Annotated in this window: 21 protein-coding genes and 1 tRNA gene; 10 read left to right on the plus strand and 12 right to left on the minus strand. The window is 67.0% G+C overall.

Annotation, left to right across the window (positions count from 1 at the left end; translation table 11 throughout):
• Positions 1 to 104: 104 nt before the first annotated feature.
• From hemQ to efeB, 5 genes are all read left to right on the plus strand, one after another.
• Positions 105 to 839: a hydrogen peroxide-dependent heme synthase gene (gene hemQ, locus WFH23_RS06505; protein ID WP_336661994.1), complete on the plus strand. Its 735-nt coding sequence runs from the start codon at positions 105 to 107 to the stop codon at positions 837 to 839.
• 121 nt (positions 840 to 960) lie between these two features.
• Positions 961 to 1,449 carry a Dps family protein gene (locus WFH23_RS06510; RefSeq protein ID WP_090148718.1) on the plus strand — a complete coding sequence of 163 codons (489 nt, stop codon included), beginning with the start codon at positions 961 to 963 and terminating at the stop codon, positions 1,447 to 1,449.
• A gap of 156 nt (positions 1,450 to 1,605) precedes the next feature.
• A complete protein-coding gene (gene efeU / locus WFH23_RS06515; protein ID WP_234037042.1) occupies positions 1,606 to 2,532 on the plus strand; it encodes an iron uptake transporter permease EfeU in 927 nt (308 codons plus the stop codon).
• Positions 2,529 to 3,734, plus strand: coding sequence for an iron uptake system protein EfeO (gene efeO / locus WFH23_RS06520; RefSeq protein WP_336661995.1), 1,206 nt, complete (start codon positions 2,529 to 2,531; stop codon positions 3,732 to 3,734). Before efeU ends, efeO begins: the two co-directional genes overlap by 4 nt.
• 4 nt (positions 3,735 to 3,738) lie before the next feature.
• Positions 3,739 to 5,034: an iron uptake transporter deferrochelatase/peroxidase subunit gene (efeB, locus tag WFH23_RS06525; protein ID WP_336661996.1), complete on the plus strand. Its 1,296-nt coding sequence runs from the start codon at positions 3,739 to 3,741 to the stop codon at positions 5,032 to 5,034.
• On the opposite strand, the gene WFH23_RS06530 is transcribed toward efeB, so the two are convergent.
• The 7 genes from WFH23_RS06530 to aceE form a co-directional block, all read right to left on the minus strand.
• Complete coding sequence (locus WFH23_RS06530) at positions 5,016 to 5,819, minus strand: glutamine amidotransferase (RefSeq protein ID WP_249290712.1); 804 nt, start codon at positions 5,817 to 5,819, stop codon at positions 5,016 to 5,018. The two genes, efeB and WFH23_RS06530, sit on opposite strands and share 19 nt — an antisense overlap.
• Positions 5,820 to 5,897: 78 nt before the next feature.
• Positions 5,898 to 7,136, minus strand: a complete 1,239-nt coding sequence (locus tag WFH23_RS06535) for a beta-ketoacyl-[acyl-carrier-protein] synthase family protein (RefSeq protein WP_336661997.1) — start codon at positions 7,134 to 7,136, stop codon at positions 5,898 to 5,900.
• Positions 7,137 to 7,261: 125 nt separating this feature from the next.
• Positions 7,262 to 7,510: an acyl carrier protein gene (locus WFH23_RS06540; RefSeq protein WP_010157098.1), complete on the minus strand. Its 249-nt coding sequence runs from the start codon at positions 7,508 to 7,510 to the stop codon at positions 7,262 to 7,264.
• A 100-nt stretch (positions 7,511 to 7,610) separates the two neighbouring features.
• Positions 7,611 to 8,615, minus strand: coding sequence for a beta-ketoacyl-ACP synthase III (locus WFH23_RS06545; protein ID WP_336661998.1), 1,005 nt, complete (start codon positions 8,613 to 8,615; stop codon positions 7,611 to 7,613).
• Positions 8,616 to 8,634: 19 nt separating this feature from the next.
• Positions 8,635 to 9,555, minus strand: a complete 921-nt coding sequence (locus WFH23_RS06550) for an ACP S-malonyltransferase (RefSeq protein ID WP_336661999.1) — start codon at positions 9,553 to 9,555, stop codon at positions 8,635 to 8,637.
• A 114-nt stretch (positions 9,556 to 9,669) separates the two neighbouring features.
• Positions 9,670 to 10,881 carry a PucR family transcriptional regulator gene (locus WFH23_RS06555; protein ID WP_200328956.1) on the minus strand — a complete coding sequence of 404 codons (1,212 nt, stop codon included), beginning with the start codon at positions 10,879 to 10,881 and terminating at the stop codon, positions 9,670 to 9,672.
• A 32-nt stretch (positions 10,882 to 10,913) separates the two neighbouring features.
• The gene (gene aceE, locus WFH23_RS06560; RefSeq protein WP_200328953.1) at positions 10,914 to 13,640 is read right to left on the minus strand and encodes a pyruvate dehydrogenase (acetyl-transferring), homodimeric type; all 2,727 of its coding nucleotides are present in this window, start codon (positions 13,638 to 13,640) and stop codon (positions 10,914 to 10,916) included.
• A 245-nt stretch (positions 13,641 to 13,885) separates the two neighbouring features.
• Here aceE and WFH23_RS06565 point away from each other — a divergent pair, with 245 nt between their 5' ends.
• Both WFH23_RS06565 and WFH23_RS06570 read left to right on the plus strand, forming a co-directional pair.
• On the plus strand, positions 13,886 to 14,353 hold the full coding sequence (locus tag WFH23_RS06565; protein ID WP_336662000.1) for a redoxin domain-containing protein: 468 nt from the start codon (positions 13,886 to 13,888) through the stop codon (positions 14,351 to 14,353).
• 84 nt (positions 14,354 to 14,437) lie between these two features.
• A tRNA-Val gene (locus WFH23_RS06570) sits at positions 14,438 to 14,514 on the plus strand.
• Between the two features lie 4 nt (positions 14,515 to 14,518).
• Here the strand turns inward: WFH23_RS06570 and WFH23_RS06575 are convergent.
• Positions 14,519 to 15,004 carry a glutathione peroxidase gene (locus WFH23_RS06575; protein ID WP_336662001.1) on the minus strand — a complete coding sequence of 162 codons (486 nt, stop codon included), beginning with the start codon at positions 15,002 to 15,004 and terminating at the stop codon, positions 14,519 to 14,521.
• Between the two features lie 110 nt (positions 15,005 to 15,114).
• Between WFH23_RS06575 and WFH23_RS06580 the strand changes: the two genes are divergently transcribed.
• The gene (locus tag WFH23_RS06580) at positions 15,115 to 15,651 is read left to right on the plus strand and encodes a flavin reductase family protein (protein ID WP_200328945.1); all 537 of its coding nucleotides are present in this window, start codon (positions 15,115 to 15,117) and stop codon (positions 15,649 to 15,651) included.
• Positions 15,652 to 15,679: 28 nt separating this feature from the next.
• On the plus strand, positions 15,680 to 16,753 hold the full coding sequence (locus WFH23_RS06585; protein WP_336662002.1) for a glutathione S-transferase family protein: 1,074 nt from the start codon (positions 15,680 to 15,682) through the stop codon (positions 16,751 to 16,753).
• Here WFH23_RS06585 and WFH23_RS06590 read toward each other — a convergent pair.
• The 4 genes from WFH23_RS06590 to WFH23_RS06605 form a co-directional block, all read right to left on the minus strand.
• Positions 16,750 to 17,985: an MFS transporter gene (locus tag WFH23_RS06590; RefSeq protein ID WP_336662003.1), complete on the minus strand. Its 1,236-nt coding sequence runs from the start codon at positions 17,983 to 17,985 to the stop codon at positions 16,750 to 16,752. The genes WFH23_RS06585 and WFH23_RS06590 overlap by 4 nt on opposite strands.
• 93 nt (positions 17,986 to 18,078) lie before the next feature.
• Positions 18,079 to 18,726, minus strand: coding sequence for an MBL fold metallo-hydrolase (locus WFH23_RS06595; RefSeq protein WP_336662004.1), 648 nt, complete (start codon positions 18,724 to 18,726; stop codon positions 18,079 to 18,081).
• Positions 18,727 to 18,757: 31 nt separating this feature from the next.
• A complete protein-coding gene (locus tag WFH23_RS06600) occupies positions 18,758 to 19,603 on the minus strand; it encodes a universal stress protein (protein WP_090148752.1) in 846 nt (281 codons plus the stop codon).
• A gap of 51 nt (positions 19,604 to 19,654) precedes the next feature.
• Complete coding sequence (locus WFH23_RS06605) at positions 19,655 to 21,094, minus strand: glyceraldehyde-3-phosphate dehydrogenase (protein WP_336662005.1); 1,440 nt, start codon at positions 21,092 to 21,094, stop codon at positions 19,655 to 19,657.
• 226 nt (positions 21,095 to 21,320) lie between these two features.
• Between WFH23_RS06605 and WFH23_RS06610 the strand changes: the two genes are divergently transcribed.
• Positions 21,321 to 22,238 (plus strand): MetQ/NlpA family ABC transporter substrate-binding protein, encoded by a 918-nt coding sequence (locus tag WFH23_RS06610; RefSeq protein ID WP_090148757.1) that lies wholly within the window; start codon positions 21,321 to 21,323, stop codon positions 22,236 to 22,238.
• The last annotated feature ends 70 nt before the right edge of the window (positions 22,239 to 22,308 follow it).

The raw sequence follows: 22,308 nt of genomic DNA on the forward strand, positions 1-22,308 counted from the left end.
TGATAGCGTGCTGCTGATACCGCGCGTCCAGGCCTCGCGCCTGGCGTTCGGCGGAAGCGATCAGGAGTACGAGCACTGCGTGCTCACGTCAGAAGGGAAGCCGCATGAACGAGGGAGCCCGGCCGCAGGTCGACCACCGGCACGTCGCCGAGGAGATTAATGCAGCGACGAACTTCACGATGTACGCCGTGTTCAAGGAGCACCGCACCCATGCAGACGGGCGGGTTTCGGGGAGCACGGGGGCAGCGCCGGGCAGCGTGTCGGAGGTGCTGGCGGCCCTTGAACGCATCGACGGGCTCGTCACCCGCGGCTGGTACGACATCTCCGGCTTCCGGGCCGACGCCGACCTGCTCGTCTGGTGGTATGCGCCGACGACGGACGCGCTGCAACTCGCGTACCGAACGCTCTGGGAGTGGAGCCGGGGGCGCCTCTCTCCTGTGTGGTCGAACATCGGCGTGCACCGAGCAGCAGAGTTCAATCGCGGCCACGTGCCGGCGTTCCTCGCCGGTGACGCGCCGAAGGAGTTCTTGTGCGTGTACCCCTTCGTGCGCGGCCGCGACTGGTATCTCCTTCCCGACGCCGATCGTGGCAAGATGCTCCGGGAGCACGGCATGGCAGCACGGGATTACGGCGACGTGCTCGCCAATACGGTCGCGTCGTTCGCTCTGGGCGATTACGAGTGGTTGCTCGCGTTCGAGGCGGATGACCTGGTGCGCATCGTCGACTTGATGCGCGAGCTGCGTGCCACCGAGGCGCGGCGTCACGTGATCGAGGAGACGCCGTTCTTCACCGGCCCGCGCCGATCCGCGGAGCTGCTGCTCGGCCGCGTCATCGGCTGACAATCCCGCGCTTCATCTGGGAAATCCGGGCGTATTAAGGGAGCCTTGCCTTCCTTGCGCACGTGAGAAATCGGCGTAATGTGAAGGGTAATCAGTCACACGAACGAAAGGGATCCACTCGATGTCTACTAAGCAGATCACTGTTCCCGCAGCTCAGGGCGACCTCCACCGTCCCTCCGGTGTGGCTCAGTACCTGACCCCCGTCGTGCACGACCTCATCGCGCTCGCCGTGAATGGCAAGCAGGCTCACTGGCACGTTCGAGGCGAGAACTTCATCGGCGTGCACGAGTACCTCGACACCGTGGTGTCGAATGCGCAGAACGCGGCGGACACCGTCGCTGAGCGCATCGTCGCTCTGGGCCTCCCCGTCGACGCACGCCTCGGCACGGTCGCGGCGCGCGCGACCACCCCCGAGCTGAGCGACGGTTTCCAGCAGTCGAAGGTCACCGTGCGCGAGGTCGTCGCCCAGATCGATGCGACGCTCGCAACGGTGTACGCCGCGGTGAAGGGGCTCGACGACGTCGACCTCGTGAGCCAGGATGTGGTGATCGCGATCGCGCAGGAACTCGACAAGGATCGCTGGTTCCTGTCGTCGCACTTCGCAGAGTAGTTCGCGGTCGCCGGTTGCGGCGTCCTCTAGGAGCGGGCGTGGTCCTTTGGGGATCACGCCCGTTTTTCGTGTCATCACATCAGATGAATGTGTGGTAAATTCCCCGTGTAAGGGGAGCCTTACTCAAGTCCTATCTTTGAGGAAGGTTCGTAGCCGATGGTCGGAACGTTGATGATCGGGCTCCGTGAGGGGCTCGAAGCGGCGCTCGTCGTCAGCGTGCTGCTCGCGTACGTCACGCAGCTCGGTCGGCGGGATGTCGCCCGCAAGATCTGGTGGGGAGTCGCTGCGGCGATCCTGCTGTCCTTGATCGTCGGCGGTGTGCTGACGTTCGGTGCCTATGGTCTGTCGTTCCAGGCGCAGGAGATCATCGGGGGATCGCTCTCGATCCTCGCCGTCGTCATGGTCACCTGGATGGTGTTCTGGATGTTGCGGGCCGCGCGCGGCCTGAGCGCGGAGCTCCGTGGGCAGCTGGATCGCGCCATTGTCGGGGGAGGCTGGAGCGTCGCAGTGCTCGCCTTCGTCTCCGTCGGCCGCGAGGGCCTGGAGACTGCGTTGTTCATCTGGGCCACGACTCGCGCGAGTCAGCTCACACCGCTGCTGGGATTCGCGATCGCCGTCTCCGGAATCGTCGTCGCCGTAGTACTCGGCTGGGCGCTGTTCCGGGGGATGATCCGGATCAATCTCACGAGGTTCTTCAGATGGTCCGGAATCCTGCTCATCGTGTTCGCGGCCGGCGTGCTCGCGTACGGAGTGCACGACTTGCAGGAGGCCGGCGTGCTGCCCGGGCCGTTCGCGGAGGCGCCTCCGGGAGCCGGTGCGTTCGCCGCCGCATGGTTCGGCGATGCCGCGTGGGCTTTCCGCATTCCGCACATCATCGCTCCCGACGGTTTCCTCGGCGCGCTGCTCAAGGGGATCTTCGGATTCTCTCCCGAGATGACCAAACTCGAGGTGATCGCTTGGTTCGCGTACCTCGTTCCGACACTCACGCTCTTCCTGCGCGCGTCCTTCGCCCAGGATCGCCATTCCCGTCAGCTTCGCGCGGCCGCCGCAACGGCGCCTGTGCTCTCGAAAGGAACTCCGTGACACACGTTCTCACCCTCCGACGCGCCTCCGGCGGACTGCTCGCCGTCGCAGCCGGCGCTCTCCTGCTCACGGGCTGCGTGCCGAACGCCGCGCCGAGTGCCGACGCGATCGCCGTTACGGCGAGCGACTCCGGTTGCAGTGTCGATGCAGCCGAAGCGGCCAGCGGGACGGTCACCTTCAGCGTGCAGAACGACGGATCGAAGGTCAACGAGTTCTACGTGCTGGGCAGCAACCAGCTCACGATCGTCGGAGAGGTCGAGAACATCGCCCCCGGATCGAGTCGCGATCTCACGGTGCAGGTGGGTCCGGGCGACTACTACACCAGTTGCAAGCCCGGGATGATCGGCGCTGGCGTTGGGCAGGCCGCGTTCACTGTCACGGGGGACGCCCTCGAGACGACGCCGGAGAACGAGGCCGTCGTCGCGCAGTACGTGGGGTACGTCAAAGCTCAGAGCGAAGAGCTGCTGCCCCAGGTGCAAGCCTTCGTCGATGCGTACGCTGCGGGGGACGATGCGGAGGCGAAGCGTCTCTTCCCGCTGGCGCGCATCAACTACGAACGCATCGAACCGACCGCCGAGCAGTTCGGCGACCTGGACCCCAAGATCGACTACCGCAAGCCAGGCGCCGACGAGGAGGGAATCGAGTTCACCGGCTTCCACCGCATCGAGATGGACCTCTGGAATGATGCCGCTGTGGCGAACGGCGACTACCCGGGCGACCCCGACTTGACGCCGCTCACCCCCGAGGAACGCGCGGAGCTGGGCGAGAAGCTCGTGGCCGACGTCACGGAGCTGAAGGAGAAGGTCTCGTCACCCGACTTCACGTTGACCATCGCCGATATCACCGAGGGCGCCAAAGGTCTGCTCGACGAGATCGCGGCGCCTGATGGCAAACTGCCCGGTGAAGAGAACGAGTTCTCGCATACCGACCTCTACGACTTCACGGCGAACGTCGAGGGCGCGCAGGTCGCTTTCGATACCGTGCGCGAGACGGCGGTGGCCAATGGTCATGCCGACCTGGTCGACGAACTGGACCAGCGCTTCGAGGATATGTTCGCCCTGCTCGCCACCTATGGCGACTACGACGCCGGCTTCGTCTTCTACGACACGGTGCCGCAGTCGGAGCGCAATGAGCTCGCCGCGCAGCTGAACGCGCTCAGCGAGCCCCTCTCGCAGCTCACCGCGGCGGTCGTGGCGAGTTGACACGATGACTGAAGCATCGCCCGGTGCGGAGCCCCTCCGCCCGTCACGCCGAAACCTCCTCGGGTTCGTCGGGGCGGGCGTCGCCGGGCTCGCCGCGGGGGCTGCCGCAGGTGGGGTCGCCGCGTCGATCGCGCATACCGGCGGAGGCGGGGCAGGCGGAGGCGGGAGCGTCGTCCCGTTCTTCGGGGCGCACCAAGCTGGCATCACCACTCCAGCTCAGGATCGCCTGCACTTCGCGGCCTTCCGCATGCTCTCGGGCACCACGAGGGACGACCTCGTCGCGCTGCTGCAGGAGTGGACGACGGCCGCTGCGTCGCTCACGAGCGGGCGCTCGATCGGGACGGGGAGCGAACCAGACAATGCGCTGCTGCCTCCTGACGATACCGGCGAGGCCGAGGGGCTGCATGCGGCGAATCTGACGCTCACCTTCGGTGTGGGGCGCGCGCTCTTCGACCCGCGCGACGGGATCGAAGATCCGTACGGTATCCGTGCACGGCTGCCGCAGGCGTTCGAGCCGCTGCCGTCCTTCGCCTTCGACTTGCTCGAGCCGGACCAGAGTGACGGTGATCTGTGCGTGCAGGCCTGCGCAGACGACCCGCAAGTCGCCGTACACGCGATTCGCAACCTCGCCCGCATCGCAGCGGGCAGTGCGCACCTGGTCTGGAGTCAACTCGGGTTCGGGCGAACGTCGTCGACCACCCGAGCGCAAGACACCCCGCGCAATCTGTTCGGCTTCAAAGACGGCACGGCGAACGTCATGTCGGAGGAGCGGGAGGCGCTCGACGAGTTCGTCTGGGCGGGGAGTGAAGCGCCCGCGTGGATGCGCGGCGGGAGCTACCTCGTTGCACGGAAGATCCAGATGACGATCGAGACCTGGGACCGAGCGTCGCTGGGGGAGCAGGAGCGGATCATCGGCCGCACCAAGCTCGCTGGAGGCCCGCTCTCTGGCGGCGATGAATTTGCCGCAGCCGACTTCACCGCTGCGGATGCGGTGGATACCGCGTCTCCTGCCATCGACATGGCCTCGCACCTGCGCCTGGCGCATCCCACGAACAATGCCGGGGTGCGCTTGCTGCGTCGCGGATACAACTACGTCGACGGATCGAACACTCTCGGACAGTTGGGTGCCGGGCTCTTCTTCATTTCCTACCAGCGCGATCCTGCAGCGTTCGTGCGCGTCCAGCGGTCGCTGAAGTCCGATCTCCTGAACGAGTACATCAGGCACATCGGCTCGGGTCTCTGGGCGGTGCCGAGAGGTGTACGGCGGGGTGAGTACCTGGCTCAGGCGCTCTTCGAATAGGTCGGTGCGCCAGCAGGGGGTTCGGGTGGCATCGCCCCGCGATGCCCTCGACGGGAGTCCAGATACTCCTCGACGAACCGGCCGAGCACCATGTGCGACGCGCGAACGTCCGCGGCCTCAGCGGTCGCGATGATGGTGTCGACCTGGGACGGTTCGAAATAGCCGTGCCCGGCGTACGAGCGCACCCGCGAGGTGAACGCGGCGGTGTCGAGTTCGGGGTGGAACTGCGTCGCATACACATTCTCACCCACTCGAAACGCCTGTACGGGGCAGGTCGGCGAACTGGCCAGGACCGTGATGCTCGGAGGCACCTCGCTGATGGCCTCCTTATGCCCGACGAAGGCATCGAACGAGGGCGGGAGCTCGTGCAGAAGCGCGTCGGTGCGTCCTGCCGCCGTCAGGCTGATGCGGACCGCTTGGGAGGGTTCGCCATACGTCCGGTCGACGCGGGCTCCCTGGTGGGATCCGATGGTGCCGACGCCGTAGCAGACTCCGAGGAACGGGAAATCGCGACGGACGACGTCGTCGAGCAGGGCGGCCAGCTCGCGTTCGACGCGTCGTTCCGTCGCCGACTTGCGATCTTCCGGCTCGCTGACGGTGAACGGGCTCCCCGCGAGGATGATGCCGGAGTACCGCGCGAACTCGATCGTGCCGATCGGTGCGCGATCGGCACGAATCCATTCGAGCTCATCGGGCAGCAGGCCGGTCAACCGGCAGTACGCGGCGTGCTCATGCGCAGCGACGTCGTCCTCGCCGCGCGTGGTGATGAGCAGGAACGGCTTCATCCTTCTACCGTACCGCGCGCGAGGCGGAAGCCGTCCCCGCCGCGTCATCCGCGGTCACGGGCGACCTCGCCCCCGGTCCTACTCGTACGAGCGGATCGCGAGGACCGCGTTGTGACCGCCGAAGCCGAACGAGTTCGAGATCGCGAGCTGAGGCCCGTCGCCGAGCGACTGCTGGTCGCTCGAGACGGTGAGCGGGATCTCAGGATCCTTCGATACGAGGTTGATCGTGGGCGGGGCGATGCGGTGCTGCACCGCGAGCACCGTGAAGATCGCCTCGAGCGCACCCGTGCCGCCGAGCAGGTGGCCGGTCGCGGCTTTCGTCGCCGATACCGGGATCTCGTTCACGCGGTCGCCGAAGACGTTGCGCAATGCGGTGTACTCCGCGATGTCACCCACCGGCGTCGACGTGGCGTGCGCGTTGATGTGCGTGACTTCGTCAGCGGCCGCGCCCGCCTGCTCCAAGGCGAGCTCGACGGCGCGGCTCGCACCCTTGCCTTCCGGGTCGTTCGCGGTGATGTGGTACGAATCCGCGGTCACTCCGCCGCCGGCGATCTCCGCGTAGATCTTCGCGCCGCGTGCGAGCGCGTGCTCTTCGGTCTCGAGCACGAGCGCGCCAGCGCCCTCACCCATGACGAAGCCGTCGCGATCGGTGTTGTACGGGCGCGACGCCGTAGCGGGGGAGTCGTTGCGCTTCGACAGCGCCTGCGCCGAGTTGAAGGAAGCGAGCGTGATGGGGTGGATCGCGGCTTCAGCCCCGCCAGCGATCACGACATCGGCGAGCCCGAGCTGGAGATGCTCGTATGCGTTCGCGATCGACTCCGTGCTCGATGCGCAGGCCGAGGCGACCGTGCGCGCGTATGCACGAGCCTCGAGGTGCATGGATACGGCTGCGGCGGGAGCGTTCGGCATGAGCATCGGAACCGTGAGCGGCATGACGCGGCGCGGGCCCTTCTCACGCAGGGTGTCCCAGGCGTCGAGGAGGGTCCACAGGCCGCCGATGCCGGTCGCCCAGTCCACGCCCAGGCGCTCCGACTCGACGCTCGGGCTGCCCGCGTCGGCCCACGCCTCGAGCGCGGCGACGAGAGCGAAACGACTCGACGGGTCCAGGCGCTTTGCAACGGGACGCTCGAGCACCTCAGCCGGGTCGACCTTCGCCGTGCCGGCGAAACCGACTGCGAGGCCGTACTGCTCGACCCAGTCGTTCTCAAGCGTGCGAACTCCGGATTCTCCGGCGAGCAGTGCTCGCCAGCTCTCGGGAGCCGTTCCGCCGAGGGGTGAGGAGGCTCCGATGCCGGTGACAACGATCTTCTTCGTCATGATGTTCGTGCTCCGCGTTCTGAGTGGGGCTGAAGTCGAGGGAAAGTTGAGGGAGGAGCGAGCGCGGCGGGCCCTGTCGGGTGGACGTGTCCGTTGACCGCCGCGCTCCGCTCGATACCGCGTGCTTAGGCCTGAGCCTTCACGATGAAGTCGACGGCGTCGCCGACGGTCTTGAGGTTCTTGACTTCCTCGTCGGGGATCTTGACGTCGAACTTCTCCTCTGCGTTGACGACGATCGTCATCATCGAGATCGAGTCGATGTCGAGGTCGTCCGTGAACGACTTGTCGAGTGCGACGACGTCCGCCGCGATGCCGGTCTCATCGTTGACGAGCTCGGCCAGACCTGCGAGGACCTCTTCATTGCTGAATGCCATTGTGTGTTTCTCCTTGATCGGGGTTTCGGTCGGTGAAAAGTGTATGTCGCGCAGCGGGGTGCGCGGGTTCGACGCGCGAGGGGAGCGCGTCGTGGCGGTGTCAGGGAATCTCGATGACCTGGGCGCCGTAGACGAGGCCTGCACCGAATCCGATGGTCAGTGCGAGCCCGCCGGAGAGCTCGGGCCGTTCCTGCAGTAGCGCGTCCAGCGCGAGCGGAATCGATGCTGCTGAGGTGTTCCCCTGCATCTCGATGTCACGGGCGATGGCCACCGATTCCGGCAGCTTCAGCTGCTTGGCGAACTCGTCGACGATCCGCATGTTGGCCTGATGGGGGATGAAAGCTGCCAGATCGGAGGCCTCGATACCGGAGGCCTCGAGCGTTTCGCGCGCGACCTTCGCCATCTCCCACACGGCCCACCGGAACACGGTCTGGCCGTCCTGACGGAGTGTCGGCCACGCGATGACTCCGGGGTTGCTGCGGTACTCCTCGAAGGTGGACGTCACGCGAATGGCGTCCCACTTCTCGCCGTCGGATCCCCAGATGGTCGGGCCGATGCCGGTGTGGTCGCTCGGGCCGACGACCACAGCGCCGGCGCCGTCGGCGAGCAGGAAGGAGATGCTGCGGTCCGTCGGATCGACGATGTCCGAGAGCTTCTCGGCGCCGATGACCAGCACGTTGCGGCACACGCCCGAACGCACGAGTGCGTCTGCCTGCGCCACGCCGTAGACGTACCCGGCGCACGCGGCTGAGATGTCGAAGGCCGCCGCCGGTGTGAGGCCGAGACGGTGAGCGGCGAGAGATGCCATCGAGGGAGTCACCGCGACGTTCGAGATGGTCGCGATGATGACTCCGTCGATCTCTGCGCGATCGAGACCCGACCTCTGAATCGCGGATTCCGCCGCCTCGACGGCGAGGTCGATGGCTCCGATCGAACGGCTCGCGCGTCGCCGTTGCACGATGCCGGTGCGCTGGCGGATCCACTCATCGGAGGAGTCGATCGGGCCGACGAGATCGTCGTTCGGGATTTCGAGGTCGCCGCGTGCGGCGCCGATGGAGAGGATGCGGGAATGAGCAGGGCCCGAGGGCTGCACGAGAGCAGGCATGTGCACGGTTCCGTTTCGGTCAGGCAGCGGGGCCGGTGACGAGTGCCACGGCCGCGTCGAGATCATCAGGGGTCTTGATGGCGACAGCCGGCGTGCCCTTGAGCGCACGCTTCGCGATGCCGGTCAGAGCGCCGGCGGGCGCGAGTTCGACGAGGCCGGTGATGCCGGCCGCTTCGAAGCCCGCCATGCAGGCGTCCCAGCGCACTGGGTTCGCGATCTGAGACACGAGGAGGTCGACGAAACGACCCCCGTCGGCGACGCGCGAGCCGTCTGCGTTGGTCCAGAGCGGATGACGAGGATCGGTCGGCGTCACGCCTTCCGCGGCCTCGCGCAGCAGGGGGATTGCCGACGCCATCGCATCGGTATGGAACGCACCCGCGACCTGGAGAGCGATCACGCGCGCTCCGCGCGGCGCATCGGCGGCGAGGGCGTCCAGGGATGCGCGGCTTCCGGCTGCGACGATCTGTCCTCCGCCGTTGCGATTCGCGGGGGTGAGGCCGTGCTCGTCGATCTTGGCGAGCACATCGGCTTCGCCGCCGCCCACGACGGCCGCCATACCGGTGTCGGCGCGGGCGGCGGCATCGGCCATCGCGCGCCCGCGCACCGCGACGAGACGCAGCGCCTCGGCCTCGGTCAATACGTCGGCCGCTGCCGCTGCGGCGAACTCGCCCACCGAGTGGCCGGCGATCCCGGCATCTGCGATGGAGACGCGAGCTGACAGTTCCCGCCAGGCGAGGAGGCTCGCAGCGACGATCAGCGGCTGCGCGATCGCGGTGTCGCGAATCGTGTCGGCGTCGCTCTGCGTGCCGTGGGCGATCAGATCGACGCCCGCGTGCTCCGAGGCCTCTCCGAGGAAGTCGCGGGCGCCCGGCAGCTCGAGCCAGGGGGCGAGGAAGCCGGGGGTCTGGGAGCCCTGTCCAGGGCAGGCGATAACAATCACGTGTTCCAGTTTCTCAGATCATGGCCGTGCAGCCTGCATATTTCCGACCACACTTTGTGGATTTCTTTGTGGAATCTCGTCAGAGGCGTCGCCGTCATCGGCCACGAGGGCTCGCTAACGCGACCCTTCCCGCTTCGGAGCCGGGGCGCGGCGGCCGTGCTGCGCGATCGACCCGGCGATGAGCGCGGACTGCAGAATGAGGGCTTCGCGCGCACCGGTGGCATTCCACCCGATGACGTCGGAGACCTTTTTCAGGCGGTAGCGCACCGTATTCGGATGAACGAACAGCTCTCGTGCGGTGGCCTCCAGCGACCTTCCGTTGTCGAGGTAGCACCAGAGCGTCTCGAGGAGCTCGCCAGAGTGCGCGGCGAGCGGTTCGTAGATCTGCTCGATGAGGGTGCGTCGTGCGAGTCCGTCTCCCGCGAGCGCGCGCTCGGGAAGGAGATCGTCGGCCGCCACCGGGCGGGGTGCGTGACGCCACGAGCGTGCGACGGCGACCCCGGCGAGTGCCGCTCGAGCGCTGCGCGATGCATCCACCAGATTCTCGACGGTGGGGCCCAGCACGAGCGGCCCGTCCGAGAACCCGTCGGCGAGCCGTTGAGCGATCTCGAGGAATGACAGCCGCTCGGCAGCACCATTGGCCCCCGGCTCGGGGAGGGGCGCGTCGAGGCGTCCGAGCACGAGCACGAGACGTGTGCCCTGCAGGCCGATCAGCACATCTGCGCCCGCGTGGCGAGCCGAGCGTCGCAACTGGTCGACGTCCACATAGCGTTCGGCGGTGCCGACGAGAACGGCGGCCTCTCCATCGCCGTGCCAACCGAGCGCCGCGATTCGACTGGGCAGCTCGTCATCGCTCTCGCCCGTCAGAATCGAGTCGACGACGAGCGCTTCGAGGCGGGCGTCCCAGAGCCCGCGCGCCTCGGCTGCCCGCGCATAGACGTCGGCGGCCGCGAATGCCACGTCGCGCGAGTAGTGGAGCACGGCCTCCCGCAGCGCCTCGCTCTTCGGCGCCACGCGATCCTCCACCACCGAGACCACGACCCGGATCAACTGCAGGGTCTCCTGCAGACTGATCGATCTGAGCAGCTCGCGCGGAGCGGCGCTGAAGACGTCGGACGCGATCCAGGGCGTCGACGTCGGGTCTTCGTACCACTGGATGAACGAACTGATGCCGGTCTGGGCGACCAGCCCGATCGCCGATCGCCGGCTCGGCGGCATATTCCCGTACCAGGGGAGTGTGTCGTCGAGCCGGGTGATCGTGCGGGTCGAGAGCTCACCGGTGATCGTGCGGAGCCACGCGAGCTCCTGCGCTTTCGTTCGATCCATGGGCGTGGCGTCGGGCTGCATCGGGGCGTCCGTCAGGACTCCCCGCCTGCGCCGCCCGTCGAGCCGGCGTTCACGTCGCCGAGGCGATACTGCTCGGCAGCGCGGCGAGGCACGTCGGCGTCGATCTTGCCCTGCAGCGCGAGACGCTGCAGCACCTTCACGACGACCGATTCCCGGTCGATGCCGAAGTAGCGACGCGCCGCTGCGCGAGTGTCGGAGAACCCGAAGCCGTCGGCGCCCAGCACCGAGTAGTCGTTCGGAACGAACGCGCGGATCTGCTCGGGCACCTGGGTGGCCCAGTCGCTCACGGCGACGACGGGTCCGTCGGAACCTCGCAGCTTCTCGGTCAGGTACGGCACCCGCGGCTCGTCGCCGAAGTTGCGGAAGTTGTGATCCTCCGCTGCGACGCCGTCACGACCGAGCTCGGTCCAACTCGTGACGCTCCACACATCAGCGGCGACGTCCCAGTCGCGAGCGAGGATCTGCTGCGCCTGGAGCGCCCACGGCACGGCCACGCCGGACGCGAAGATCTGCGCACTGTGCGTGCCGGACTCCGCGGCGCGAACCTTGTGGATGCCGCGGACGATGCCCTCGACGTCGACGTTCTCGGGCTCAGCAGGGTGCACGATCGGCTCGTTGTAGACCGTCAAGTAGTACATGACGTTCGGATCCGGGTGCTCTCCGCCGTACATGCGCTCGATACCCGAACGCATGATGTGCCCGAGTTCGTAGCCGTACGCCGCGTCGTACGAGACGACCGCGGGGTTGGTCGCGGCGAGTGCGATCGAATGGCCGTCGGCGTGCTGCAGCCCCTCGCCCGTGAGCGTGGTGCGGCCGGCGGTGGCGCCGATCACGAAGCCGCGCGCCATCTGATCGCCGGCAGCCCAGAATGCGTCGCCCGTTCTCTGGAACCCGAACATCGAGTAGAAGATGTAGACGGGGATGAGGGGCTCGCCCTGCGTCGAGTACGAGGTGCCGACCGCGGTGAACGCGGCGGCGGCGCCCGCCTCGTTGATGCCGACGTGGATCAGCACGCCCTGCGGGCTCTCCTTGTACGCGAGCAGCAGCTCGCGGTCGACGGAGACGTAGTTCTGCCCGTTGGGGTTGTAGATCTTCGACGTGGGGAAGTACGAATCCATGCCGAAGGTACGGGCCTCATCGGGGATGATCGGGACGATGCGCGGGCCGAACGACTTGTCGCGCATCAGGTCCTTGAGGAGGCGGACGAAGACCATCGTCGTCGCGGCCTCCTGCGTGCCGGATCCCTTCGCGGCGATGGCGTACGTCTTCTTCTCGGGCAGCGCCAGCTCGGTGTGCTTCGTGCGGCGCTCGGGAAGGTATCCGCCGAGCTCGCGACGGCGCTCATGGATGTACTGGATCGCCTCGTCATCGTTGCCCGGGAAGTAGTACGGCGGGCGGTACGGATCGGCTTCGAGCTGCGCATCGGAGATCGGAATGCGCATGGTGTCGCGGAACGTCTTAATGTCGTCCAGCGTCATCTTCTTCATCTGATGCGTCGCATTGCGACCCTCGAAGTGCGGGCCGAGCCCGTAGCCCTTGACCGTCTTCGCGAGAATGACCGTCGGGCGACCCTTGTGCGCGAGCGCTGCGGCGTACGCCGCGTAGACCTTGCGGTAGTCGTGGCCGCCGCGGCGGAGCTGCCAGATCTGATCGTCGCTGTAGTCGTCGACGAGATGCATGGCGCGCTCGTCCTTGCCGAAGAAGTGGTTGCGGATGTACGCGCCGTTCTCGGCCTTGTACGTCTGGTAGTCGCCGTCGGGCGTCGTGTTCATGATGTTGAGCAGCGCGCCGTCGACGTCGCGCTCCAGCAGGTCGTCCCACTCGCGACCCCAGATGACCTTGATGACGTTCCAGCCGGCGCCGCGGAAGTAGCTCTCGAGCTCCTGGATGATCTTGCCGTTGCCGCGGACCGGACCGTCGAGGCGCTGCAGGTTGCAGTTGATGACGAAGGTCAGATTGTCGAGGCCCTCGTTCGCTGCGACCTGGAGCTGGCCGCGGCTCTCGACCTCGTCCATCTCGCCATCGCCGAGGAAGGCCCAGACGTGCTGGTCAGAGGCGTCTTTGATGCCGCGGTTCGTGAGGTACTTATTGAGCTGCGCCTGGTAGATGGCGTTGATCGGACCGAGTCCCATCGACACCGTGGGGAACTGCCAGAACTCGGGCGCCAGGCGCGGATGCGGGTAGCTGGGAAGGCCGCCGCCCGCGTGCGACTTCTCCTGACGGAACCCGTCGAGCTGGTCGGCGGTGAGCCGCCCCTCGAGGAAGGCCCGTGCGTACATGCCGGGGGAGGCGTGCCCCTGCGCGAAGATCTGGTCGCCGCCGCCCGGGTGATCCTGACCGCGGAAGAAGTGGTTGAACCCGACCTCGTAGAGAGAGGCGGCCGACGCGTACGACGAGATGTGACCGCCGACGCCGATGCCGGGGGCCTGCGCGCGGTGCACGGTCATCGCCGCGTTCCAACGGATCCACGAGCGGTACTTGCGCTCGAGCTCCTCGTTGCCAGGGAAGTCGGGCTCGTCGTCGGAGGCGATCGTATTGACGTAATCGGTGGTCGGCACCTGGGGCACGTTGAGGTGCAGCTGCCGCGAGCGGTCGAGCAGGCTCGTCATGATCTCGCGGCCGCGCCCTGCGCCCCGCTCTTCGACGACCGCGTCGAGGGACTCGCGCCATTCGGCGGTCTCCTGCGGATCCTGATCTTCGTTCCCGCTTGCGTAGGGATCCTGCGTGTTGACGGCCAAGATTGTGCTCCATTCACCATGAGGCGTGCAGGAGCCAGAACCGCTGGTTGGTGCGTCGGCGCGCTGCACGAAAGGCGCCCGCTGGATTCGCGGGTGTGGCTCCAGACTATCGAATTTGTACGAAGGATCATTCAGCCGACGCCCATCGTGTGTGATTTCAGCACAATCCGCACGGTGTTCGGTGTTTGGCTACAGTTGGTCGCACTGCATCGCGATCGGGTCGATCGGCCGGAATAGGAGTCCTCATGGTGCTCGCTGCGGGTGCGCTGGCGCCCGATTTCACGCTGTCGGATCAGTTCGGCGCGGAGGTCGCTCTGTCTGAGCTGCTGCTCGATGGTCCCGTCGCGCTGGTCTTCGTGCCGTTCGCCTTCTCGCGCATCTGCACCGCGGAGTTCGCCGAGCTGTCTGCGAGCCAGGGCCTGTTCGCAGAGCACTCGGTGCGATTGATCGGCGTCACGGTCGATTCGGTGTGGACGTTGAGAGCCTGGGCCGAGCACGAAGGATTCGAGTTTCCGATTCTCTCTGATTTCTGGCCGCACGGCGCTGTCTCGCGCGCGTACGGCGCCTTCGTCGAACGCACGGGCGCAGCCTCGCGTGCGAGCGTCCTGATCGGTCGCGACGGACTCGTCGCCGCGTCCTTCGAATCACCGGTGGGCGAAGCTCGCCCGCTCGCCGACTACGGCGACGCGCTTCGAGCCCTCGCTGCGGAATGACGAACGCCAAGTGCGCCGTGAGCCTCCCGATTTCTCGGCGGGCAGGGGATTCCCCTAAGCTATGGGGTGCTGCAACGCGGCATCGGGCCTGTAGCTCAGTTGGTTAGAGCATCTCGTTTACACCGAGAGGGTCGGGGGTTCGAGTCCCTCCGGGCCCACCATCACCTACCTCGGCAGTGCCGCTTCGATTGCCGACACGATCGAAGGGTCGTCGGGTTCGACGGTGGGGCGGAAGCGCGCGACCGACCCGTCGGGAGCGACCAAGAACTTCTCGAAGTTCCACTTCACCCGCCCGGCCTTGCCGTCAGCATCCGGGATCTCGCGGAGCTGCTCGTACAAGGGGTGCTTGCGACGCCCGTTCACTTTCACCTTCTCCATGAGGGGGAAGGTGACGCCGTACGACGTGGAGCAGAACGTCTTGATCTCCTCGCCGTCACCGGGCTCCTGACCCATGAACTGGTTGCACGGGAATCCGAGTACGGTGAACCCGCGATCGCCGTACTGCCGCTGCAGGGCCTCGAGCTTCTCGTACTGCGGCGTCAGCCCGCACTTCGACGCGACGTTGACGACGAGCACCGCCCGGTCGGCGTAGTCGGCGAGGGAGACCGGGTCGCCGTCGATGGTCGTGAAAGAGATATCGCGAAGCTGCATGTCCACAGCCTAGGCCAGCGGCGCGACGGAATGAACCGGCCGCACGATACGTTGGGATCGGTGTCGGGGTGCGTTCGCATTCCGTTGAGTCTGAGAGAGGCACGGTGCGCATGAGTTCGGCCCCGGAGAATGCAACGGTGGGATTCGACGCGAGCGGGGTCACCGGCGCGGATGCGCTGAAACAGGCCTTCAGGGAACACCCTGCCGGCGTCGCGCTCATCACCGCGATGACGGAGGATGGGCCGGTGGGGCTGACGGCCTCCAGCGTCGCCTCCGTGGGGATCGATCCGCCGGCAATCGCCTTCTCCGTCACGCGCGCCACGGGCAGCGCCGGCGGCGTGCTGAGCGCCGACACGCATCTCGTGCATCTCCTCGACTCGCGTCACGCGGAGGTCGCGCAGGCGTTCGCCGTGTCGGGCGCTGAGCGCTTCACCGCCGCGCAGGGGTGGTCGTCTCTCGCCACAGGCGAGCCGTACCTGCCTGCCTCGCGAGTCGCGCTGCGCTGCCGCCCGCTCCACACGCTCGGCGTCGGATCCTCGGTGGTCGTGGTCGCCGAGGTGCTCGGAGCCGTGTTCGGGGATGCCGCTGATCCGATGGTGTACGTGGATCGCCGCTTCCACACGCTGCCCTCAGCCGAACGCCCCTAGCATCGACAGCACGACCAGAGGAGAACCGATGAGCGCATCGTCCGAATCATCCGAATCGTCCATGGGAAGCTACGTGACCGGAGGCGCCTTCGAGCGCGACACTCAGTACATCGAGGATCGCATCGTCGCCGACCCGGAGGCCGTGGCCGCGTTGCCGGCCCCGCCGGAGTCGAAGATCGGCTCGCTCGGCTTCGGACTCTCAGAGGGCGCGGAAGCGTGGCCGGTCGAGCCGGGACGGTACCGCCTCATCGCGGCCGCGGCTTGCCCGTGGGCGAATCGCACGCTCATCGTGCGGCGATTGCTCGGACTTGAAGACGTCATCTCGCTCGGGAAGCCGGGGCCGGTGCACGATGCGCGGTCCTGGACCTTCGATCTCGACCCCGATGGCCGCGACCCCGTGCTTGGCAGCGAGCGATTGCAGGAGCACTACTTCAGGCGGTTCCCCGGGTACCCGCGCGGGATCACCGTGCCGGCGATCGTCGATGTGCCGAGCGGTGGCGTCGTGACGAACAACTATCCGCAGATGACGCTCGACTTCTCGACCGAATGGCGCGAGTTCCACCGGCCCGGGGCTCCCGACCTGCTGCCCGTCAAGCTCGTCGACGAGATGTGGCCGGTGATGGAGCGGATCTTCACGGAGGTGAACAACGGCGTCTATCGCTGCGGCTTCGCGGGCAGCCAGGAGGCGTACGACGCCGCGTACGAGCGGCTGTGGACGGCGATGGACTGGCTCGAGGAGCGTCTCTCCACGCGCCGGTTCGTGATGGGCGACACCATCACGGAGGCCGACGTGCGCCTCTTCACGACGCTGGCGCGCTTCGATCCGGTGTATCACGGGCATTTCAAGGCGAATCGCAACAAACTCAGCGAGATGGAGCACCTCTGGGGGTACGCACGAGATCTCTTCCAGACGCCCGGCTTCGGCGACACCATCGATTTCACGCAGATCAAGCAGCACTACTACGCCACGCACTCGGACATCAACCCGACGCGGATCGTGCCACTCGGACCCGACCTCTCGAACTGGGAGACCCCTCACGGGCGCGAGCGTCTGGGCGGAGAGCCGTTCGGCGACGGCACGCCGCCCGCTCCGCGGCGCTAGCGCGGAACCGCGACGCCGACGGTGTCGAGGTTTCGCGCCTTGTCACGACGTTCGACGGCGATCCCGGCGAGTGCGAGCGCCATGCCGATGACGCCGAGCGCGACGCCGACCCAGCCGGGTGCGAGATAGCCGAGGCCCCCGGCGATGGCGAGTCCTCCGAGCCATGCGCCCAGGCTGTTGCCGACGTTGAACGCGGCATGGTTGATGGCGGCTCCGAAAAGCGCCGCTTCCCCTGAGACGCGGATGAGGCGCGACTGGATGGACGGCATGAGAACCGACGACGTCACGCCGAGGAGGAACGTCGTCACGATGAGCCCAACGGGATGCCAGGCGACGAAGGCGTACGCGATGAGCACGGCGATGAACGAGCTGAAGCCGAAGACGATCGTGCGGGTGAGATCTTTGTCGCTCGCCCAGCCGCCCGCGAGATTGCCGATGGTCATCCCGAGGCCCAGACCGGCCAGCACCCACGGCACCGCCGCCTCCGGAAGCCCCGTGAGCCGCGTCGTGACCTCGGCGATGTACGAGTACACGGCGAAGAACCCGCCGAACCCGATGGCACCGACACCGATCATGATCCACAGTCGGTAGTTGCGGAGTGCCGAGAGCTCGCGCATGGCACTGCGCGACGGGTTTCCGGGGAAGCGGGGGAGAAAGGCGACACACAGCAGGAGCGTCGCGGTGAAGATCACCGCGACGAGCACGTACGCCCAGCGCCATCCAGCGACCTGGCCGATCCATGTGGCGATCGGAACGCCGACGACATTGGCGACAGTCAGGCCCGAGAGGGCGAGCGCGATCCCTCTGCCCTGCATTCCCGGGCCCATGATGCGAGCGGCGAGAAGCGACGCGACGCCGAAGTAGGCGCCGTGCGGCAGCGCAGCGATGAAGCGCGCGATCGCGAGCGATCCGAACGTCGGCATGAAGACGGAGGCGATCGTGCCGAGGATGAAGAGCCCCAGGAGGAGGAAGGCGAGCTTCGTCTGCGACATGCGGGCGGCCAGCACCGCGAAGGTGGGTGCGCCGACCACCACGCCGAGCGCATAGGCGGTGATCAGCCAACCCGCTCGCGCGATGACCGTGTCGGGCGACTCGGCGAAACCCGGCAGGAGGTCGTGGGCGATCTCCGGGAGGAACCCCATCGTCGCGAACTCCGTCACGCCGATCCCGAAACCGCCGAGCGCGAGTGCGAAGAGCGCGAATCCGCGGCGAAGCGGCGTGAGGTGGGTCATCGAGAGACGCCTTCCCGGAAGTGTGCGGAGCGACGTGCGCGACGCCGAAGTACTGCCGCGTCACGGCGACCCAGCAAGACTACCGGGTGGATCTCACCAGCCGCGCGCCAGCCAGTTCTCGAGGGCGGGCTGCTCCGATGCGATCGTGGTCCCTGCTCCATGGCCGGGCCGCACGGATGTCTCGCCGGGGAGCGGGAACAACCGTGTGCTGATCGAATCGATGATCTCGGGAAAGCTCGAGTACTCCCACCGGGTCGCGCCGGGACCGCCCTGGAAGAGCGTGTCCCCGGAGAAGACCGTCTCGAGCGAGGGCGCGGCGAAGCAGACGGAGCCGGGCGTGTGACCCGGGGTGTGGAGCGTCGTCAGCTCCACACCCGAGACCATGAACGAAGCGGCGTGGGCGAGCTCGATGTCGGGAAGCCGGTCGCCGTGCGTCTCGCTCCAGAGGAACAGGTCATCGGGATGCAGGTGGATCAGGGCGTCGAGGCGCTGGGCGAGTTCGACCGCAGCATTGACGTGATCATTGTGACCATGCGTGAGGAGGATGCCGAGGGTCTCGCGATCGCCGACAGCTTCGGCGATCGCGCCGGCGTCATGGCTCGCGTCGATGATGACGACCTGTTCATCGTCCCCGACGATCCATACGTTGTTCTCGATGGGAAACGCCTCCGGCTCAGCACCGCCGCGATCGACGAGGATCGTGCCCTGAGTCGTCACGCACTCGACCCGTACTTCGTTCATCGGTGCAGGCTCCTGTTCCTGAGACGGTGCGCTATCCACGGGTGATGACGACCGGGCACGGCAGCGCCTGGAGCACGCCGTGGCTCACCGAGCCCAGCAGCAGTCGTGAAATCCCGCCGCGGCCGCGGCTTCCGACCACGAGCAGCTCCGCGTGCTCGGCTGCCTGCACCAGGGCTGCGACCGGCGACGACTGGATGATCTCGCGGCGCACCTCGAGATCCGGGTATCGATGTGCGATGCCGGCGACGCCGATGGCGATCGCCTCCTCCGCCGCGGCGCGCTGAGCTTCGACCAGCTCTTCGCTCCAGAGGTACTCGAGTCCCGGGGTGAGCGGGGGCATCCACGCGTACACGGCGACGAGCGGAACCTCTCGCAGGGACGCCTGCTCGGACGCGAAAGCGATCGCCCGCTTGGACGCCTCCGACCCGTCGACGCCGACCACCACGGGGGCGTTCGGTCGCGTCTCGGTCTGGGGGATGACGGCGACAGGGCAGTGGGCGGTAGCAGCCACCTTCACCGCGCGCGTGCCGAAGAACGAACCCGAGAAACGCCCGCCCTGGTGCGCGCCGAGCACCACCAGGTCTGCCCGCTTCGACGCCGCCTCGATCTCGGCGATCGGGTGCCCGACGACGGCGGTTCCCGTGATGGTGCCGGTGAAGCCGAGCTCGCGGGCGTAGACCGTCTCGGCCTGCAGCATCTGCTCAGAGGCCTGCTGCGCTTCCGATAGAAACGCGACGCTCTCGGACAGGAACGAGTCGTCCGCCACATGTATGAGCTCCACGGCGGCGCCGCGCTCCGTGGCTCGCGCGAGGCCCCAGGCGAGCGCGACCCTGCTCTGCTCGGATCCATCGACTCCGATGAGGTACTTCTCAGACATGATCTGTCCTTTCTCTCCGTTGATGTTCGAGTGAGCAGGGCCGCGAGCGACTCAGCTCTCGAGTACCGGAAGGTGGACCGGGTGGCCACCCGCGAGGTGCTCGATGATGCGCACGACCTGGCAGCTGTAGCCGTACTCGTTGTCGTACCAGACGTAGACGACCGCGCTGTCTCCAGTCGCGATGGTCGCGAGGCCATCGACGATGCCGGCGCGGTTGGAGCCGACGAAATCGGTCGAGACGATCTCGTCCGACTCGACGTAATCGATCTGCGTGCGCAGCGCTCCGGTCAGCGAGACCTCTTCCAGGGCGGAGTTGATCTCTTCACGGCTGGTCTCCCGCTCGAGCTGCAGGTTGAGCACGGCCATCGACACGTCGGGCGTCGGCACTCGGATCGCGTTGCCGGTCAGCTTGCCGGCGAACTCGGGGAGCGCCTTCGCGACGGCTTTCGCAGCACCGGTCTCGGCCAGCACCATGTTGAGGGCTGCCGAGCGACCACGTCGAGCGCCCTTGTGGAAGTTGTCGGTGAGGTTCTGGTCGTTCGTGTACGAGTGCACGGTCTCCACGTGCCCCCGCGTGACGCCGAAGCGGTCGTTGAGCACCTTGAGCACGGGGGTGATCGCGTTCGTCGTGCACGAAGCGGCGCTGAGGATCCGCTGGTCATCGCTGATGGCTCCGTGATTGACGCCGTAGACCACGTTCAGCAGCTCGCCCTTGCCCGGTGCGGTGAGCAGCACGCGCGCGATGCCGGGGTTCTCCAGGTGCTGCGCGAGTCCGTCGGCGTCGCGCCAGCGGCCCGTGTTGTCGACGAGGATCGCGTTCTCGATGCCGTACTGGCCGTAGTCGACGCTCGCCGGGTCGTTCGAGTAGATCACCTGGATCCGCACGCCGTTCGCCAGGATGACGTTCTCGTCTTCGAGCACCTTGATGGTGCCGTTGAAGGGGCCGTGGACCGAGTCGCGCTTCAGCAGGTTCGCGCGCTTCTCGAGGTCGTTCTCGGCGCCGCGGCGCACGACGATCGCCCGAAGATTCAGGCCGTTGCCGCTGCCCGTGTGCTCGATGATGATGCGGGCGAGCAAGCGGCCGATCCGGCCGAAACCGTAGAGAACGACGTCGGTGCCGCTCCCGCCTGCAGCGGCATCCGCGGCGGGCAGGGTCTCGCGCAGATACGCGTCGAGATCGTCGCTGCCCGAATCCCGGAACGCCTTGGCGAGGAGCGCGAGGTCGACGGAGGCGGGACCGGGCTGAATGCGCGCCAGAGCCGTCACGATGGCCGAAGTCTCGACGAGCGGCAGTTCGACGTCATCGATCTTCCGGGCGAAGCTGTGGGCCCGGATGATGTCGATGGGCGATCGGCCGACGAGGCTGCGACCGTGCACGGACATGACGACGTCGTGGTCCCGGTACAGCTGGCCGATGAGCGGGATCATGCGCTCTGCGAGCTCCTGCTTCGCCTTCCACGCTTCGAGGTGATCGTCAGCACGCTGGTTCATGTGAACGGAGGGTTCCTTCCTGAGGAGTACACGAGGGATCGGCCTGCCCGCCGGAGACGTTCGACGTCTCGCCTCCAGTATCCCACGGGCGTGCGGCGAACGCGCCCGGCGCGCGCATGACGCTGTGTGACAGGCGGATTTCGGAGCCCGGCGTCCGTCGCACATCCTGGGATGCGACCCCGCGGGCTGACGGCCCGCATCCCCAATCCCTACATTGAGGAACACTATGACGTTCACGAAGCGCGGCACTCTCGCCGCCTCGCTCACGGCGTGCGCTCTCGCCGCCGCCACCGTTCTCGCCGGGTGCTCGACCGGCGCGTCCGACGATGCTGCCGACTCCGGCGAAGGCTCCGAGACGGTCAAGATCGGCGTCGTCGGAGCAAGCGATCCGTACTGGCAGACCTTCACGGATGCCGCCGCCGACGAGGGCATCACCGTCGAGCTGATCGACTTCACCGACTACAACCAGCCCAACCCGGCGCTGGCCGAAGGCGAACTCGATCTGAATCAGTTCCAGCACATCCAGTACCTCGCCGACTACAACGTGTCGAACGACGACGACCTCGTATCCGTCGGCGCGACCGCGATCTACCCTCTCGCGGTGTTCTCGACGAAGCACGATGCGCTCGAGGACATTCCGGAAGGCGGCACCGTCGCAGTCCCGTCGGATCCGAGCAACCGCGCCCGTGCGTTGAACGTGCTGCAGTCGGCCGAGCTCATCGAGCTCTCCGATGGCGGCACACTCTTCTCGACGCCCGACGACGTGGACGCGGCGAAGTCCAAGGTCGAGGTCACGGAGATGGATGCATCCTTCACGGCGACGTCGCTCGCCGATGTCGATGCCGCGGTCGTGAACAACGACTTCGTCACCGACGCCGGCCTCGAGTTCTCCGAGGCCCTCTACCAGGACGATCCGAGCGACGAGGGAGCGAAGTACTTCATCAACATCTTCGCTGCGCGCGCCGACGACGCCGACAACGAGACGTTCAAGAAGCTGATCGAGATCTACCAGACCAACGAAGAGGTGCAGGCCGGCGTCGCTGAGAACTCGGGCGACTCCGCGATCCTGCTCGACACCCCGGCTGCTGAGCTGCAGGAGATCCAGGACGACGCAGAGGCGCAGATCGCCGAGAGCAAGGGCTGAATCGGCTCGCTGTTTCCGCATAGGATCGGGGCGTTCGGTTTTCCGAGCGCCCCGTTGCTATGAGACCCGA

Source organism: Leucobacter sp. USHLN154, from assembly GCF_037145595.1.
In the GTDB taxonomy this organism is placed as follows: Bacteria; Actinomycetota; Actinomycetes; order Actinomycetales; family Microbacteriaceae; genus Leucobacter; species Leucobacter alluvii.